We start from the raw sequence: 21,594 nt of genomic DNA on the forward strand, positions 1-21,594 counted from the left end.
GCAAAACCAATCACAATTACAGCAGATGTAAAGAATAAGGAATATGGTTCAGCTGATCCATTATTGACATATCAAATCACTTCAGGAAGTTTAAATCCTGGAGATGTTTTAACTGGAGGTTTAACCAGAGTCGCAGGCGAAAATGTTGGCGATTATGTAATAAATTCTACATTATCTCATCCGAATTACACAATCACTTATGTTTCTGATGATTTAACTATTTCAGCAAAACCAATCACAATTACAGCAGATGTAAAGAATAAGGAATATGGTTCAGCTGATCCATTATTGACATATCAAATTACTGCAGGAAGCTTAGAAACAGGAGATGTTTTATCAGGAGGTTTGACTAGAGTAGCGGGAGAAGCTGTTGGTGACTATGCAATCAACAGTACTTTATCTCATCCGAATTACACAATTACCTATGTTTCTGATGATTTAACTATTTCAGCAAAACCAATCACAATTACAGCAGATGCAAAGAATAAGGAATACGGCTCGGCTGATCCGTTATTAACGTATCAAATTACTACAGGAAGTTTAGAAACAGGAGATGTTTTATCAGGAGGATTGACTAGAGTCGCAGGAGAAGCTGTTGGTGACTATGCAATCAATAGTACATTATCACATCCGAATTACACAATCACTTATGTTTCTGATGATTTAACGATTTTAGCAAAACCAATTACAATTACAGCAGATGCAAAGAACAAAGAATACGGTTCAGCTGATCCATTATTAACGTATCAAATTACTACAGGAAGCTTAGAAGCGGGAGATGTTTTATCAGGAGGATTGACAAGAGTAGTTGGTGAAGCCGTTGGAGACTATGCAATCAATAGTACTTTATCTCATCCGAACTACACAATTACGTATGTTTCTGATGATTTAAGAATCACACCAAAATCAATTACAGTTACAGCGGATGCAAAATCAAAAGTTTATGGAGATATCGATCCAAGTTTGACGTATCAGATTACTTCAGGAAGTTTAAACCCTGGAGATGTTTTAGCAGGAAGTTTAACCAGAGTTGCAGGCGAAAATGTTGGCGATTATGCGATTAATTCAAGTTTATCAAATTCTAATTATACAATCACCTATGTTTCTGATGATTTAACAATCACGCCAAAATCGATTATAGTTACTGCGGATGCAAAGTCAAAAGTTTATGGCGATGCTGATCCAAGTTTGACGTATCAAATTACTTCAGGAAGTTTAAATTCGGGTGATGTTTTAACAGGAAGTTTAACCAGACTTGTAGGAGAAAATGTTGGAGATTATGCAATTAATTCAAGTTTATCAAATTCTAATTACACAATTACTTATGTTTCTGATGATTTAACCATCATACCAAAATCAATCACAGTTACAGCAGATGCAAAAACCAAAGTTTATGGAAATGCTGATCCAATATTGACGTATCAAATTACTTCAGGAAGTTTAAATCCTGGAGATGTTTTAACAGGAAGTTTAACCAGAATTGCAGGTGAAGATGTTGGCGATTATGCAATCAATTCAAGTTTATCAAATTCTAATTACACCATCACTTATGTTTCTGATGATTTAAGAATCACACCAAAATCAATTACAGTTACAGCGGATGCAAAATCAAAAGTTTATGGAGATATCGATCCAAGTTTGACGTATCAGATTACTTCAGGAAGTTTAAATCCTGGAGATGTTTTAGCAGGAAGTTTAACCAGAGTTGCAGGGGAAGATGTTGGCGATTATGTAATAAATTCTACATTATCTCATCCAAATTATACGATTACTTACATTTCTGATGATTTAACAATCACGCCAAAATCAATCACAGTTACAGCGGATTCAAAGTCAAAAGTCTATGGAGACATTGATCCAAGTTTGACGCATCAAATTACCTCAGGAAGTTTAATTTTAGGAGATGTTTTAACAGGAAGTTTAACCAGAGCGGCAGGCGAAAATGTTGGAGATTATGCAATCAATTCAAGTTTATCAAATTCTAATTATACAATCACTTATGTTTCTGATGATTTAACAATTACGCCAAAATCAATTACAATTACAGCAGATGCAAAGTCAAAAGTTTATGGTGATGTCGATCCAAGTTTAACGTATCAAATTACTTCAGGAAGTTTAAATCCAGGAGATGTTTTAGCAGGAAGTTTAACCAGAGTTGCAGGCGAAAATGTTGGAGATTATGTGATAAATTCAAGTTTATCAAATTCTAATTATACGATCACTTATGTTTCTGATGATTTAACAATCACGCCAAAATCAATCACAGTTACAGCAGATGCAAAGTCAAAAGTTTATGGTGATGTTGATCCAATATTAACGTATCAAATTACTTCAGGAAGTTTAAATCCAGGAGATGTTTTAAACGGTGATTTAGAAAGAGAATTAGGTGAAAATGTTGGAATTTATGAAATCACACAAGGAGATTTAGATAATACGAATTATGATATCACATTCTTACCGAGTTCATTTGAAATTACAGCTGCAATTCCAGAAAACATAGAGTTTCCAAATGTGTTTACTCCAAATGGAGACGGAGTTAATGATGTATTTGAAATCAAAGATTTAGAAAAGAAATATCCAAATTTTGAAATTCAATTTTTTGACAGAAACGGCTCAAATCTTTATAAGTATAAACATAACGGAGATACTAGATCAACACCAATTTGGTGGGATGGAACGTATAAAGGAGAGAAACTTCCTACAGGAACCTATTATTTCTCTTTAAACTACAATAACGGAGACAAAGAACCGAAAGCAACATGGGTCTTTTTAAACCGTGAATAAATAGCTAAAAAAGAAGACGATGAAGAACTTAAAAAGAGAAAATAACTTGATTAAATTTTATACAAGTAGTGTATTATTATTAAGCTTTCTTTTAGTGTCAAAACTAAGTGGGCAACAATATCCTCAGTTTACTCAGTATACATACAATATGAATATTATAAATCCCGCTTATGCAGGAATTAAAAATTCTTTAAGTATAAATATAATGGGAAGAACACAATGGGTTGGAGTAGAAGGAGCACCAAGAACGGGAACTTTAGGTATTCACACACCTTTGGGAGTAAAAAGAGCGTTCGGATTAGGTTTTTCTGCAATTTATACTGAATTAGGTCCTTTAAAAGAAACTCATCTTTACGGAGATTTAGCCTACAAATTGGAAGTTTCTAATGATGGTTTTTTGTCTTTTGGTTTGAAATTTGGAACATCAATTCAAAGTTTAAATCAATCGTTATTACGATTTAATTCTAATGAAAGTTTAAACACAGTTTTCAATAATAGAACAGAATTTAATTTAGGTTTTGGTTTGTTTTTTTCTCAAGAGAAATTCTTTATAAGTGCTTCTATTCCTAATATATTAAATACAAACTTTTTTGAAGTTGATTCTTCAATAGATAATCCTAATCAAGTTTCAAGAAATAGTACTGTGTTTTTAGGCTCAGGTTATGTTTTTGAAATTAGCAATTCATTAAAACTGAAGCCAGCAATGATGTTACGATATTCTTCAACAGTACCAGTTGCATTAGATGTTTCAAATACTGCTTTTATTGATGAAATTTTTGAACTTGGAATATCATATCGAATTAAAGAGTCTGTCGCTTTAATAGCTGCTTTAAATTTGAATAAAAATTTAAGGATTGGATATTCATATGATTTTTCTATAGGAAACTCATTTAATAGCAATGGATCTCATGAAATTATGTTTTTATATGATATCGATTTAATAGATAGAATTAGAAGAACTCCTAAGTATTATTAAAGCACTTAAGATTCCAATGAACCTTTTAGGTTAAAATAAAAGTAACAAGAGTATTAAAAGAGTTAAATAGTAATGTTTAACTCTTAACTTGTTGTTATGTAGATGATTTTGTTTTTATGTGTTAAAAATATTAACTATTTTTAACATAAATGTGACTTTGCCTCAATTTATAGTGTCAAAATCTTAACATAAGTTAAGATTAGAGGTCATGGTTAGGAACAAATTTAATACCCCCCGAAAATCTATGTTTGACTACCAAAAGTTAAACACATCGTATTGTGGATTAACGTTAGATTCTGTATCTGAGTCTAACGAGACTTCTTATCTACAAAATCAACCTATTAATATCAATTATAAAAACTTTGTTATGCTAAAAATAGTTTTTCAACTATTAAACAAGAATACATTATTAAGCATAATGTTTTTCATTTTTTTATCTTCATTTCATATTGGATACTCTCAGTTAGATAGTCAACATTATCTACCTCCATTAAAACAAACTTCAGGAACAAATAATAATGCAAATCATAATAGTAGTGCAGCTATTCAACAACAATCTATTTATTTATCTACTCCTGAAACTACAGGTTTTGTAGTTAATGTATATAGAGGAACTTCTGCTACGCCTTGGTTAACAATACCTAGTTTATCAAAAGGCTCTCCATTTGTAATAGATAATGTAAATGATTCTGCTGGAGCTTTTGTAGATCAGGTTTTAGCAAATAGTAATAACAATATTACATTAGTAAATAATGGAAATACAGGAGTTGTATTAACAACTGCGGGTTTACGATTTGAAGCTCCTGGAGGTGAAAAGTTTTATGTAAATTATAGAGGACGATCGAGTGCTCAAGCAGGTTCTTTAACTTGTAAAGGAAGTAAAGCTTTGGGTAAAGAGTTTAGATGGGGAGGAATTGCGAATAGACATAGTAATGCTAACAGCAGTACTAGTTTAGGTATTATGGCAACTGCGCCTAATACAACGGTAACTATTTCTGGTTTTAATCCAGATTGTGCTTTTAGAAGTGGAACAGATCCAGATGGAATTACGAGTGATGTAATTGTGATTCCAAATATGCAGCCTGGAGAAACTTATGTTTTAGAAGCAGTAAGAAACCAAGGAGGAGTTAATGCAACAATAAACGCTGCTAATGTAGATGGATGGTTAGGAGCAAAAATAGAATCAACGGAACCTATTGCTATTGCTAATGGAGGGTTAAATTTTGGTATCAGCTCTACTTCACAAGCTAGAGATGTTGGTATAGATCAGCCAGTACCTATAAATGTTATAGGTAGAGAATATGTATTTATAAGAGGGGCAGGAGATGGAAATGATGGAACTGAATTTCCAGTTATTGTAGCCACTCAGGATGATACCGATGTTTTTGTAGGAAATACTTTAATTGGTAATATTGATGATGGAGAATATTTAGAAATTCCAGGTTCAAACTATTCAGGAAATACTCCAGGTTCTAATATGTATGTTAGAACCAGTAAAGATGCATATGCTTTTCAATGTTTAGCTGGACAAACAAATAGAATTCAAACAGTTGGTATGAACTTTATAGCACCTGTAAATTGTTTGTTACCTAATTCTTTGGAAGAGATTCCTCAAATTCAAGATATTGCAAATACGAATTCAAATATTTCAGCACTTACAATAGTTGCTTCAACTTTAATTAACGATGCGGATATACAAATTTTTCAAAATAATGTTCAAATAACTACTCCTACACCTACATTGGTTAACGATGGAACAGGATCGCCACAATGGAAAACATTTTATGTACCTGGATTATCAGGAGAAATTTCGGTAATAACACCAGGACCAATTGCAGTAGGAACTTTTATGGCTTTAGGATCAAATGCAGGTTTGGCTGGATATTTCTCAGGGTTTGATACAGTTCCAGTTGTAGAAGTAGAGATTACTGGAGGAGGTTGTCACCCAGGATCTAATTTACAAGAGGTTACAGGAGGTTTTGCAAATTATGCATGGTATAAAGGTTTTGATGAAATATCAGGAACATTATTAGCTAGTGGACCAACATTACAAACTTATGATCCTACTTTAAATGGAGTAGGTAATTATTTTGTTAGAGTAACAGATTTTGGAGGATGTGAATATAACTCTGCGGTAGTTACTTTTTTTAGTTGTGATCCTGAATTACAAGTTACAAAAGTTGATGATGTTGATCCTATTGATGCAGGAAGTAATGTTACATTTACTATTACTGCAGAAAGTTTTTCTGTAGATCCGATAACTAATGTGGTAATAGAGGATGTTCTACCTGCAGAATTAGAGTTTGTGAGTGCAAATCCAGAACCAGGAACAACTTTTTCTAGTACAGGTCCATTGACTTGGAATATTGGTGGTATGGATCCCGGAGATAAATTCGAACTAGAAATTGTAGCTAGAGCTAGAGATGATGCTTCTGGAACTGTAACGAATACAATAACTTATAATTATACAGAAATAGCAGGTGAAGTAAATAATTTACCTGATGATTTAAGTGAGTCTGTAACTATTAATCCTTGTAATACTGCAAGTGCTCCTTCAAGTACTCCTGTACTTTGTGTAAATACACCATTAACTAACATTACACATAATACAACAATAGCAACAGGTATAGGTACTCCAATAGGGTTACCAACAGGTGTAACTGCAAATTGGAGTGGAAATGTAATTACAATAAGCGGTACACCAACAAGTTCTGGAGTTTTTAATTATGATATTCCATTAACAGGAGGGTGTAATACAGTTAGTGCTACAGGAACAATTACTGTTAATGCACTTCCTATTGCCAATGCTATTACAGGGCCAACGGAAGTTTGTGTTAATAGTACTGTAGATTTAACAGAAGGGACAACAGGAACAATTACATGGAACTCCTCTGATACAGGAGTAGCAACAGTTAATGCGAGTGGTATAGTAACTGGATTAGCAGCTGGAACAACAGATATAACATATACGGTAACGGATGCAAATGGATGTACTTCTTTACCATCAGCAGCGTATTCAATAACTGTAAATCCATTACCTGTTTTATCAACATTAACTTCTAATTCGCCAGTTTGTGAAGGTGAAAATGCTGAATTTACAATTACTGGTACAGCAAATGCAGAGGTTACTTATAATATTAATGGAAATTCAAATCAAACTTTATTATTGAATGGAAGTGGAAGTGCTACACTAACTGAAACATCAGTGACAAGCGATGTTACAATTAATTTAGTTTCAATAGAAAATTCTACAACAAACTGTGTTGTAAATTTGACTAATACAACTACAGTAACGGTAAATCCAAGTCCAACTCTGGCAAGTGTAAGTGATATTATTGTTTGTGATGATATGTCGGGAACACAATCATTGAATGCTAATGATGCAATTACATTAAATCCAAATACAAATGTTGTTTGGTATGACGCAGCTATAGGAGGAAATATAGTAGCTTCACCAATTGTAAATACAACAAGTCCAAGTACAGATCCACCTACATCATTTTTTGCTGAAATAACAGATACTTCTACATCGTGTGTAAATTCTGTAAGAGAAGAGGTGAAGTTACAAATTGTAGCACCACCGTTTCCAGATTTAGTAGAATCAGCTTGTTCCAATGAGACGTTAAATATTGGGCTTTCTTTTGCAACTACTTATACTGTTAGTTCAGATGATTCAATTAATGTTCCTCCTGGAGCAGATAGAACTACTTCAACGGTAGGAAATATAACTGATACTTATGTTAATACTACAGGAGTCTCTGTTAACATTACTTACGCAGTAACTATTGCAGACGGATCTGCATGTAATGGAGAAACATTTAATATTGTAGTTACGATTAATCCAGAACCAACAAATACTATAGCGCCTACCGATACAGTTTGTAGTGGCATAACTTTAAATCACGATTTATCAAGTGATGTAAATATATCAGGAAGTAGTTTTACTTGGACAGCAACTGATAATCCAAATGTGATTGGTGAAACAGTATCTGGTGGTTCAGGAAATATTATTAATGATACTTTAGTGAATATTTCCGGTAGTACTCAAACTGTAACCTATACAATAATACCAACTAGCAGTTCAAGTTGTCAAGGTGCATCTTTTACATATACAGTAACTTTAAAACCAGAAATTTCAATTATAAGTCAACCTTTAGCAAGTCAAACAATTTGTGTTGGTGCAACTCCAACCGATTTATCAGTAACTGTTACAGGTGGTATAGATGGATTAACTTATCAGTGGCAAAGTTCAACTACAAGTGGAGGAACCTTTGCAGATATTTCTGGAGCTAACAGTTCCATATATACACCAGTTACAACTAGTTCAGGAACTACTTATTATAGAGTAATAATAGGTGATGCTAGTGGAATTTGTACTGATCTGACCTCAAATGAATCAGAAGTAATCACCAATGCAGATCCAACAATTACAAGTCAACCTTTAGCAAGTCAAACACTTTGTGTTGGCGCAACACCGACAGACTTATCAGTCACAGCAACTGGCGGAGTAAATGGATTAACATATCAATGGCAGAGTTCAGCTATAAGCGGAGGAACTTTTACAGATATTTCCGGAGCCAACAGTTCAACTTACACACCAGTTACAACTAGTTCAGGAACGACATATTATAGAGTTATAATTAGTGATACAGGCTCAGGATGTAATTCAGTAACCTCAAATGAGTCAGAAGTAATCATCAATGCAGATCCAACCATTACAAGTCAACCTTTAGGGAGTCAAATACTTTGTGTTGGAGCAACACCGACAGATTTATCAGTCACAGCAAATGGAGGAGTTGATGGATTAACGTATCAATGGCAAAGTTCAGCTATAAGCGGAGGAACTTTTACAGATATTTCAGGAGCCAATAGTTCAAGCTATACACCAGTTACAACTAGTTCAGGAACTATTTATTATAGAGTTGTAATTAGTGATACAGGATCAGGATGTAATTCAGTAACCTCAAATGAGTCAGAAGTAATCATCAATGCAGATCCAACCATTGCAAGTCAACCTTTAGCGAGTCAAATACTTTGTGTTGGAGCAACACCGACAGATTTATCAGTCACAGCAAATGGAGGAGTTGATGGATTAACGTATCAATGGCAAATTTCAGCTATAAGCGGAGGAACTTTTACAGATATTTCAGGAGCCAATAGTTCAAGCTATACACCAGTTACAACTAGTTCAGGAACTATTTATTATAGAGTTGTAATTAGTGATACAGGATCAGGATGTAATTCAGTAACTTCAAATGAGTCAGAAGTAATCATTAATGTAGATCCAACAATTACAAGTCAACCTTTAGCGAGTCAAACACTTTGTGTTGGTGCAACACCGACAGATTTATCAGTCACAGCAACTGGCGGAGTAAATGGATTAACATATCAATGGCAGAGTTCAGCTACAAGTGGAGGAACCTTTGCTGATATTTCCGGAGCGAACAGTTCAACATATACACCAGTTACTACTAGTTCAGGAACGACCTATTATAGAGTTGTAATTAGTGACACAGGATCAGGATGTAATTCAGTAACTTCAAATGAGTCAGAAGTAATCATTAATGTAGATCCAACAATTACAAGTCAACCTTTAGCGAGTCAAACAATTTGTGTTGGTGCAACACCAACAGATTTATCAGTCACAGCAAATGGCGGAGTAGACGGATTAACATATCAATGGCAAAGTTCAGCTACCAGTGGAGGAACCTTTGCTGATATTTCCGGAGCGAACAGTTCAACATATACACCAGTTACTACTAGTTCAGGAACGACCTATTATAGAGTTGTAATTAGTGACACAGGATCAGGATGTAATTCAGTAACTTCAAATGAGTCAGAAGTAATCATCAATGCAGATCCAACAATTACAAGTCAACCTTTAGCAAGTCAAACACTTTGTGTTGGAGCTACACCGTCAGATTTATCAGTCACAGCAAGTGGCGGAGTAGATGGATTAACTTATCAATGGCAAAGTTCAGCTACCAGTGGAGGAACTTTTACAGATATTTCCGGAGCGAACAGTTCAACATATACACCAGTAACTAGCAGTTCAGGAACGACCTATTACAGAGTTGTAATTAACGATACAGGATCAGGATGTAACTCAGCAACCTCAAATGAGTCAGAAGTAATCATCAATGCAGATCCAACCATTACAAGTCAACCTTTAGTGAGTCAAACAATTTGTGTTGGCGCCACACCGACAGATTTATCAGTCACAGCAAATGGAGGAGTAGATGGATTAACGTATCAATGGCAGAGTTCAGCTACCAGCGGAGGAACTTTTATAGATATTTCCGGAGCGAACAGTTCAAGTTATACACCAGTTACAACTAGTTCAGGAACTACCTATTATAGAGTTGTAATTAGCGATACAGGATCAGGATGTAACTCAGTAACTTCAAATGAGTCGGAAGTTGTTATTAATGTAGATCCAACAATTACAAGTCAACCTTTAGCGAGTCAAACACTTTGTGTTGGTGCAGCACTGACAGATTTATCAGTAACAGCGAGTGGCGGAGTAAATGGATTAACGTATCAATGGCAGAGTTCAGCTAGCAGTGGAGGAACTTTTACAGATATTTCAGGAGCGAACAGTTCAACATATACACCAGTAACTAGCAGTTCAGGAACGACCTATTACAGAGTTGTAATTAACGATACAGGATCAGGATGTAACTCAGCAACCTCAAATGAGTCAGAAGTAATCATCAATGCAGATCCAACAATTACAAGTCAACCTTTAGCAAGTCAAACACTTTGTGTTGGAGCAACACCGACAGATTTATCAGTCACAGCAAATGGAGGAGTAGATGGATTAACGTATCAATGGCAGAGTTCAGCTACCAGCGGAGGAACTTTTACAGATATTTCCGGAGCGAACAGTTCGACATATACACCAGTTACAACCAGTTCAGGAACTACGTATTATAGAGTTGTAATTAGTGATACAGGATCAGGATGTAATTCAGTAACTTCAAATGAATCAGAAGTAATCATCAATGCAGATCCAACCATTACAAGTCAACCTTTAGCAAGTCAAACAATTTGTGTTGGAGCTACACCGACAGATTTATCAGTAACAGCGAGTGGCGGAGTAAATGGATTAATATATCAATGGCAGAGTTCAGCTACCAGCGGAGGAACTTTTATAGATATTTCCGGAGCGAACAGTTCAACATATACACCAGTTACAACTAGTTCAGGAACGACGTATTATAGAGTTATACTTAGTGATACAGGATCAGGATGTAATTCAGTAACCTCAAATGAGTCGGAAGTAATCATCAATGCAGATCCAACAATTACAAGTCAACCTTTAACGAGTCAAACACTTTGTGTTGGAGCTACACCGACAGATTTATCAGTCACAGCAAATGGTGGAGTTGATGGATTAACTTATCAATGGCAAAGTTCAGCTACCAGTGGAGGAACCTTTGCTGATATTTCCGGAGCGAACAGTTCAAGTTATACACCAGTTACAACTAGTTCAGGAACGACGTATTATAGAGTTGTAATTAGTGATACAGGATCAGGATGTAACTCAGTAACCTCAAATGAGTCGGAAGTAATCATCAATGCAGATCCAACAATTACAAGTCAACCTTTAACGATTCAAACACTTTGTGTTGGTGCTACACCGACAGATTTATCAGTCACAGCAAATGGCGGAGTTAATGGATTAGCGTATCAATGGCAGAGTTCAGCTACCAGCGGAGGAACTTTTGCTGATATTTCCGGAGCGAACAGTTCGACATATACACCAGTTACAACAGCTTCAGGTACTACCTATTATAGAGTTGTGATTAGTGATACAGGATCAGGATGTAACTCAGTAACCTCAAATGAGTCGGAAGTAATCATCAATGCAGATCCAACAATTACAAGTCAACCTTTAACGAGTCAAACACTTTGTGTTGGCGCAACACCGACAGATGTATCAATCACAGCAAGTGGCGGAGTAAATGGATTAACGTATCAATGGCAGAGTTCAGCTACCAGCGGAGGAACTTTTGCTGATATTTCAGGAGCGAACAGTTCAACATATACACCAGTTACGACAGCTTCAGGTACTACCTATTATAGAGTGATTATAAGCGATACAGGATCAGGATGTAATTCAGTAACTTCAAATGAATCAGAAGTAATCATCAATGCAGATCCAACCATTACAAGTCAACCTTTAGTAAGTCAAACAATTTGTGTTGGCGCAACACCGACAGATTTATCAATCATAGCAAGTGGCGGAGTAGATGGATTAACGTATCAATGGCAAAGTTCAGCTACCAGTGGAGGAACTTTTGCTGATATTTCTGGAGCGAACAGTTCAACATATACACCAGTAACTAGCAGTTCAGGAACGACCTATTATAGAGTTGTAATTAGTGACACAGGATCAGGATGTAACTCAGTAACATCAAATGAGTCGGAAGTTGTTATTAATGTAGATCCAACAATTACAAGTCAACCTTTATCAAGTCAAACACTTTGTGTTGGCGCAACACCGACAGATTTATCAGTCACAGCAAATGGCGGAGTTGATGGATTAACGTATCAATGGCAAAGTTCAGCTACCAGTGGAGGAACTTTTGCTGATATTTCCGGAGCGAACAGTTCAACATATACACCAGTAACTAGCAGTTCAGGAACGACCTATTACAGAGTTGTAATTAACGATACAGGATCAGGATGTAACTCAGCAACCTCAAATGAATCAGAAGTAATCATCAAAGCAGATCCAACCATTACAAGTCAACCTTTATCAAGTCAAACACTTTGTGTTGGCGCAACACCGACAGATTTATCAATCACAGCAACTGGCGGAGTAGATGGATTAACATATCAATGGCAGAGTTCAGCTACAAGTGGAGGAACTTTTACAGATATTTCCGGAGCGAACAGTTCAAGTTATACACCAGTTACAACTAGTTCAGGAACTACCTATTATAGAGTTGTAATTAGTGACACAGGATCAGGATGTAACTCAGTAACCTCAAATGAGTCGGAAGTAATCATCAATGCAGATCCAACAATTACAAGTCAACCTTTAGCAAGTCAAACACTTTGTGTTGGAGCTACACCGACAGATTTATCAGTCACAGCAAATGGCGGAGTAGATGGATTAACATATCAATGGCAGAGTTCAGCTACAAGTGGAGGAACTTTTACAGATATTTCCGGAGCGAACAGTTCGACATATACACCAGTTACTACTAGTTCAGGAACGACCTATTATAGAGTTGTAATTAGTGATACAGGCTCAGGATGTAATTCCGTAACTTCAAATGAGTCAGAAGTAATTATCAATGCAGATCCAACAATTACAAGTCAACCTTTAACGAGTCAAACACTTTGTGTTGGTGCAACACCGACAGATTTATCAGTAACAGCGAGTGGCGGAGTAAATGGATTAACATATCAATGGCAGAGTTCAGCTACCAGTGGAGGAACTTTTGCTGATATTTCAGGAGCCAATAGTTCAAGTTATACACCAGTTACAACTAGTTCAGGAACGACGTATTATAGAGTTGTAATTAACGATACAGGATCAGGATGTAATTCCGTAACTTCAAATGAGTCAGAAGTAATTATCAATGCAGATCCAACAATTACAAGTCAACCTTTAGCGAGTCAAACACTTTGTGTTGGTGCAGCACCGACAGATTTATCAGTAACAGCGAGTGGCGGAGTAAATGGATTAACATATCAATGGCAGAGTTCAGCTACCAGTGGAGGAACTTTTGCTGATATTTCAGGAGCCAATAGTTCAAGTTATACACCAGTTACAACTAGTTCAGGAACGACGTATTATAGAGTTGTAATTAGTGATACAGGATCAGGATGTAATTCAATAACTTCAAATGAATCAGAAGTAATCATCAATGCAGATCCAACAATTACAAGTCAACCTTTATCAAGTCAAACACTTTGTGTTGGCGCAACACCGACAGATTTATCAGTCACAGCAACTGGTGGAGTTGATGGATTAACGTATCAATGGCAAATTTCAGCTACAAGTGGAGGAACTTTTACTGATATTTCCGGAGCCAATAGTTCAAGTTATACACCTGTTACAACTAGTTCAGGAACTACGTATTACAGAGTTGTAATTAGTGATACAGGATCAGGATGTAATTCAATAACTTCAAATGAATCAGAAGTAATCATCAATGCAGATCCAACCATTACAAGTCAACCTTTAGCAAGTCAAACACTTTGTGTTGGCGCAACACCGACAGATTTATCAGTCACAGCAACTGGTGGAGTTGATGGATTAACGTATCAATGGCAAATTTCAGCTACAAGTGGAGGAACTTTTACTGATATTTCCGGAGCCAATAGTTCAAGTTATACACCTGTTACAACTAGTTCAGGAACTACGTATTACAGAGTTGTGATTAGCGATACAGGATCAGGATGTAACTCAGTAACTTCAAATGAGTCAGAAGTAATCATCAATGCAGATCCAACCATTACAAGTCAACCTTTAGTAAGTCAAACAATTTGTGTTGGCGCAACACCGACAGATTTATCAGTCACAGCAACTGGCGGAGTTGATGGATTAACGTATCAATGGCAGAGTTCAGCTACAAGCGGAGGAACCTTTGCTGATATTTCCGGAGCGAACAGTTCAACATATACACCAGTAACTAGCAGTTCAGGAACCACGTATTATAGAGTTGTGATTAGCGATACAGGATCAGGATGTAATTCAGTAACCTCAAATGAGTCGGAAGTAATCATTAATGCAGATCCAACAATTACAAGTCAACCTTTAGCAAGTCAAACACTTTGTGTTGGCGCAACACCGACAGATTTATCAGTCACAGCAAATGGCGGAGTAAATGGATTAACATATCAATGGCAAAGTTCAGCTACCAGTGGAGGAACTTTTACAGATATTTCAGGAGCCAATAGTTCAAGCTATACACCAGTTACAACTAGTTCAGGAACTATGTATTATAGAGTTGTAATTAGTGATACAGGATCAGGATGTAATTCAGTAACTTCAAACGAGTCAGAAGTAATCATCAATGTAGATCCAACAATTACAGGACAACCTTTAGCAAGTCAAACAATTTGTGTTGGTGCTACACCGACAGATTTATCAGTCACAGCAAATGGAGGAGTAAATGGATTAACGTATCAATGGCAGAGTTCAGCTACAAGTAGAGGAACTTTTACAGATATTTCCGGAGCCAATAGTTCAAGCTATACACCAGTTACGACAGCTTCAGGTACTACCTATTATAGAGTTGTAATTAGTGACACAGGATCAGGATGTAATTCAGTAACTTCAAATGAGTCAGAAGTAATCATCAATGAATTGCCAGTATTTATTTCTTTATCAAATAATTCACCAATTTGTGAAGGAGATACAGCAGAATTTACTATTACAGGTTCAGCAAACAGTATTTTAACTTATAATTTAAATGGAAATGGAAATCAAACAGTAACCTTAGATAGTTCAGGTAGTACTACGATTTCAAGTTTTGGTGCTACTTCAGATGTAACAATAAACTTAATTTCATTAGAATTTAGTAGTACAAGCTGTTCAATAAACTTAACCAATTCTGAAACAATAACAGTTCATCCAAATCCAACATTAACTACAGTATCAGATATCATAGAATGTATTGAAAGTCCAATTCAAACATTAAATGCAAATGATGGAATAACTTTCGGGGCTAATATTTCTGTAGTTTGGTATGACGCTCCGACTGGAGGAAATATAATCACAAATCCAACAACTAATACAGAAAATGTACCTGTATCATATTATGCAGAACTTACTGATACTACAACTTCATGTGTAAATCCTGTTAGAGAAGAAGTGAGATTACATATTATATCTCCACCATTTCCGAATTTTGTAGAGAGAGTATGTTCAAGAGAGAATTTAAATATTGCAATTAATTCGTTTACTGCTATATATACTGTTTCATCTTCTGATCCAACTAATGTTCCGCCTGCGTCAAATAGAACAATAGCTGCGGCTGCAAACATTACAGATAGTTATATGAATACGACAGGTACACCAGTAACAATTACTTACACGGTTACAATTGACGATGGAACTGCATGTGATGGAGAAACTTTTGATGTAATAGTAACTGTAGACCCAGAACCTTTCAATAGTTCATCTCCAGCAGATATAATTTGTAGTGATACTATTTTAAACCATGATTTAACTTCAGATGTTAATACTTCAGGAAATACATTTAGTTGGTTTGCAATTGATAATCCAAACGTAACTGGAGAAACAATATCAGGAGGAACAGCTTCTTCTATTACAGATATGTTGGTAAATACAAGTGGAGTTGTACAAACAGTTGAGTATACTATAACACCAACTAGTTCTGAAGGGTGTTCAGGAGCTTCATATACTTATACAGTAACTGTTAATCCTAAACCATTTGTGGCAACATTACCAACTGAAATTTCATGTAGTAATTTAGCTTTAAATCATAATTTAACTTCAGATGTAAATATTGCTGGAACTACATTTAGTTGGTCTGCAATTGATAATCCTAATATTACAGGAGAAACATTATCAAGTTCAACAGATTCATCTATTACTGATACTTTAATAAATATTAGTGGAACTATACAAACAGTTACTTATTCCATTATTCCGACAAGTCCTTTAGGATGCATAGGAGATTTATATACGTATACAGTAACTGTAAATCCAGAACCTTTTAATGCAGTTCTTCCAGTATCTGTGGTATGTAGTAAATCAACATTGAATCATGACTTATCTGGAGATGTAAATCTTTCAGGAGTAAGTTTTAATTGGATTGCTTCAGATAATCCAAATGTAACTGGAGAAACCACTACGAATTCTGCATCAGGAATTATCTCTGATACATTAATAAATACAAGTGGAAGTGTTCAAACAGTAATTTACACAATTACTCCAACTAGTACAGATGGTTGTTTAGGAACTTCGTTTACATATACAGTAACTGTAAATCCAGAACCTTTTAATGCTATAGAACCTGCTTCTATAGTTTGTAGTAATGAAACTTTAAATCACGATTTATCTGGAGATGTAAATCTTTCAGGAGTGAGTTTTAATTGGGTTGCTACTAATAATCCAAATGTTACCGGAGAAACTGTTACAAATAGTAATTCTGCTAGTATTACAGATACATTAATAAACACAAGTGGAAGTGTTCAAACAGTAATTTATACAATTACTCCAACTAGTTCAAGTGGTTGTATAGGAAATTCTTATACATATACAGTAACTATAAATCCAGAACCTTTTAATGTTTCTCCATCTACAGATATTATTTGTAGTGATGAAGTTTTAAATCATGATTTAAATGGAGATGTAAACTTAAGTGGAGCAACATTTAGTTGGATAGCTGCTGACAATGGTTTTGTTACAGGAGAAACAACTACGGTATCAAATACAGCTACAATTACAGATATTTTAACAAATACAAGTGGTTCAGTACAAACAGTTGTTTATACAGTTACGCCTACAAGTGGTAACGGTTGTGTCGGACAACCATTTAGATATACAGTAACTGTAAATCCAGAACCAAATAATAATACACTTCCAACAGATACAATTTGTAGTAGTACTATGTTGAATCATAATTTATCTACAGATGTTAATTTGAGTGGAACAACATTTAATTGGATAGCTTCTGATAATCCTAATGTTACAGGAGAAACATTAACTAATACCACAACTACTAGTATTACAGATACTTTAGTAAATGTAAGTGGAAGTGTTCAAACAGTAATATATTCAATTACACCAATAAGTGCTATCGGATGTGTTGGAGATACTTTCACATATACAGTAACTGTAAATCCAGAACCAGTTTTAACTTCCTTAACTACAAATTCACCAGTTTGTGAAGGAGATATAGCAGAGTTCAATATTTCAGGTTCTGCTAATAGTGTATTAACTTATAATGTAAATGGAAATGCTAATCAAACTGTAACATTGGATGCTACAGGTAATACAACAATTTCAGTTTCTAATACAACTTCAGATACAACAGTAAATTTAATTTCTCTATCATATAATTCAACTACGTGTACAGTTAATCTCACCAATTCAGAAACAGTAATTGTAAATCCAAATCCAATATTAACAACAGTAACAGATATTATTGAATGTGTTCAAAGTCCTGTTCAAACGTTAAATGCTAACAATGGAATTACATTTGGATCAAATATTTCTGTAGTTTGGTATGATGCTCCAACTGGAGGTAACATTGTTACAAATCCAATAACCAATACCGTAAATGCACCTATATCTTTTTATGCAGAAATTACAGATACGACAAGTTCTTGTGTAAATCCAGTTAGAGAAGAAGTAAGGTTACATATAGTATCTCCACCTTTTCCAAATTTTATTGAACAAGTATGTTCTAAAGAAGAGTTAAATATTGCGATTAATTCATTTACAGCAACATATACAGTAGTATCTTCAGATCCAGCAAATGTTCCAGCTGCTTCAAATAGAACAGTTCCTGGAGCTACAAATATTACTGATACTTATATAAATACAACAGGATCTCCGGTAACAATAACTTATACAGTTACTATAAATGATGGAACAGCTTGTGACGGAGAAACTTTTGATGTAATTGTTACAGTTAACCCTGAGCCTTTTAATGCTATTGCTCCAACAGATATTGTTTGTAGTGGTACTGCACTAAATCATGATTTAACTTCTGATGTTAATCTTTCAGGTTCAACTTTTACTTGGTTTGCAACAGATAATCCAAATGTAACAGGAGAAACACTTTCTGGAGGAGCATCAACATCTATCACAGATACTTTAATAAACACTAGTGGAAGTGATCAAACAGTTATTTATACAATAACTCCAATAGGTTTAAATGGCTGTGATGGAAATTCATTTACATATACAGTTACCGTTCGTTCAAGACCAGAAGCTTTACCAATTTCAGGAGCTAATGAAGTTTGTATTGGAGAAACAATTAATTTAACTGAAGGAACTACTGGTGCTAGTATTTTATGGACATCATCTGATACTAGTATTGCAACTGTAGATACTAATGGTGTAGTAACAGGAATTACTTTTGGAACAGTGGATATTTCTTATATCGTAACTGATGCTAATACGTGTAATTCTGTAAATTCACCAGTGTTTACTATTACCGTAGGTCCAGCAATAGATAGTGATGGAGATGGTTTAACAGATTGTGAAGAAACTACAGGTATTGATGATCCAACTACTGTTGGTGTTCCTTCAGGAACTAGTGACCCTACAGATCCTTGTTCGTTTAGTGGAACACCAGTGGCAGATATAAACAATACAATATGGCAAATGGGAGATTGTGATGGAGATGGAGTTACAAATGGACAAGAAATTATTGACGGTACAGATCCTACAGATCCATGTTCGTTTGATTTAAGTTCAGTTACTTTAACTCAAGGAGGAGATTGGTTATCTGCTGATTGTGATGGCGATGGAGTTACAAACGGACAAGAAATTTCAGATGGAACCAATCCAAACGATCCGTGTTCTGTGAATTTAAGTTCAATTACTCTAGCTCAAACAGGAGATTGGTTACTAGCAGATTGTGACGGCGATGGAGTTACAAACGGACAAGAAATTTCAGATGGGACAGATCCAAATAATCCTTGTTCTGTAAATTCGAGTTCAATTACTTTAACTCAAGGAGGAGATTGGTTATCTGCTGATTGTGATGGCGACGGAGTTATAAATGGAGATGAAATTTCAGATGGTACAAATCCAAATGATCCTTGTTCTGTAAATTCGAGTTCAATTACTTTATCTCAAACAGATGATTGGTTATTAGCAGATTGTGATGGAGATGGTGTTACAAATGGAGATGAAATTTCAGATGGAACAGATCCAAATAATCCTTGTTCTGTAAATTCGAGTTCAATTACGTTAGTTCAAACAGGTGATTGGTTATTAGCCGATTGTGATGGAGATGGTGTTACAAATGGAGATGAAATTTCAGATGGAACAAATCCAAATGATCCTTGTTCTGTAAATCCGAGTTCAATTACGTTAGTTCAAACAGGTGATTGGTTATTAGCTGATTGTGATGGAGATGGAGTTACAAATGGAAATGAAATTATAGATGGTACAAATCCAAATGATCCTTGTTCATCAAATTTAAGTTCAGTTACTTTAACTCAAACAGGTGATTGGTTATTAGCCGATTGTGATGGAGATGGAGTTACAAATGGAGATGAAGTTACAGATGGTACAAATCCAAATGATCCTTGTTCTGTAAATTCGAGTTCAATTACTTTAACACAAACTGGAATTTGGTTATCTGCTGACTGTGATGGAGATGGAGTTACAAATGGTCAGGAAATTACAGATGGTACAGACCCGAATGATCCTTGTTCTTTAAATACTACTTCTGTAATATTACCACAAGGAGGAGCTTGGTTATTAGCAGACTGTGATGGAGACGGAGTTACCAATGGTCAAGAAATTACAGATGGTACAAATTCAAATGATCCATGTTCTTTTAATTCAACATCAATAACCTTAGCACAAGGAGGAATTTGGCTATCTGCCGATTGTGATGGCGATGGAGTTACTAATGGTCAAGAAATTACAGATGGAACAGATCCGAGTGATCCTTGTTCTTTCGTTATTGGTTCAGTTACTTTAACTCAAGGAGGAGTTTGGTTATTAGCTGATTGTGATGGCGATGGAGTTACAAATGGTCAAGAAGTTTCAGATGGTACAGATTCAAATGATCCATGTTCTTTTGTTATAAGTTCTATTACTTTAACTCAAAGCGGAGCTTGGTTATTAGCTGATTGTGATGGAGACGGGGTTACAAATGGAGATGAAGTTTCAGACGGTACAGATCCAAATGACCCATGTTCTGTAAATCAAAGTTCTATTACTTTAACTCAAAGCGGAGCTTGGCTATTAGCCGATTGTGATGGCGACGGGGTTACAAATGGAGATGAAGTTTCAGATGGTACAGATCCAAATGATCCTTGTTCTGTAAATCAAAGTTCTATTACTTTAACCCAAAGTGGAGCTTGGTTATTAGCAGATTGTGATGGAGATGGAGTTACAAATGGAGATGAAGTTTCAGATGGTACAGATCCGAATGATCCATGTTCGTCTAATTTAAGTTCTATTACTTTAACCCAAAGTGGAGCTTGGTTATCTGCTGATTGTGATGGAGACGGAGTTACAAATGAAGATGAAGTTACAGATGGTACAGATCCGAATGATCCTTGTTCGTATGATGCTTCAAATCAAGATATTTTAATTGTTACTCCGAATTGGCTTGCTTTAGATTGTGATAACGATGGATTAACTAATGAAGATGAAATTGATGCTAGTACAGATCCTTTAAATCCAGATTCTGATGGAGATGGGTTAACAGATGGAGAAGAAGTAACTGGAGTTGATGATCCGAATACACCTTTTGATCCTACAAGTTTTACAGACGGACCAACTTCAAACCCTAATGATCCTTGTGATCCTATTGAAGGAGCTAATTGTGATAATGATGAATGTTTAAATCCATATAACTTAATGTCTCCAGGAGACGGTAATACCAATAATAGTGTATTCTTTATTAAGTGTATTGATAATCCTGAGTATGCAAATAATACAGTTGAAATTTTTAATAGATGGGGTAATACTGTTTTCAAAATAAAAGGATATAGTAATACAGATTCTTCTAGACGATTCGAAGGTATTTCAAACGGAAGAGCAACAATTACAGTAGATCAAAAGTTACCAGTAGGAACTTATTATTATGTGATAGATCCAGGAAATGGTGAAAAGCCAAGAACAGGATGGTTATACATAAATAGATAAG

At 35.3% G+C, this 21,594-nt stretch carries 3 protein-coding genes; all 3 read left to right on the forward strand.

Features of this window, described 5'->3' with window-relative positions; genetic code table 11:
* Window positions 1-2,784 (forward strand): MBG domain-containing protein (locus Q1A46_RS16550; protein WP_299681362.1); only part of this gene is annotated, 2,784 nt, incomplete at its 5' end.
* Between the two features lie 19 nt (window positions 2,785-2,803).
* On the forward strand, window positions 2,804-3,760 hold the full coding sequence (locus tag Q1A46_RS16555) for a type IX secretion system membrane protein PorP/SprF (protein WP_299681365.1): 957 nt from the start codon (window positions 2,804-2,806) through the stop codon (window positions 3,758-3,760).
* A 244-nt stretch (window positions 3,761-4,004) separates the two neighbouring features.
* Entirely contained in the window at window positions 4,005-21,593 is a 17,589-nt protein-coding gene (locus tag Q1A46_RS16560) for a PKD-like domain-containing protein (protein ID WP_299681368.1), read from the forward strand.
* The last annotated feature ends 1 nt before the right edge of the window (window position 21,594 follow it).

The organism is uncultured Tenacibaculum sp., assembly GCF_947502995.1.
GTDB lineage: Bacteria > Bacteroidota > Bacteroidia > Flavobacteriales > Flavobacteriaceae > Polaribacter.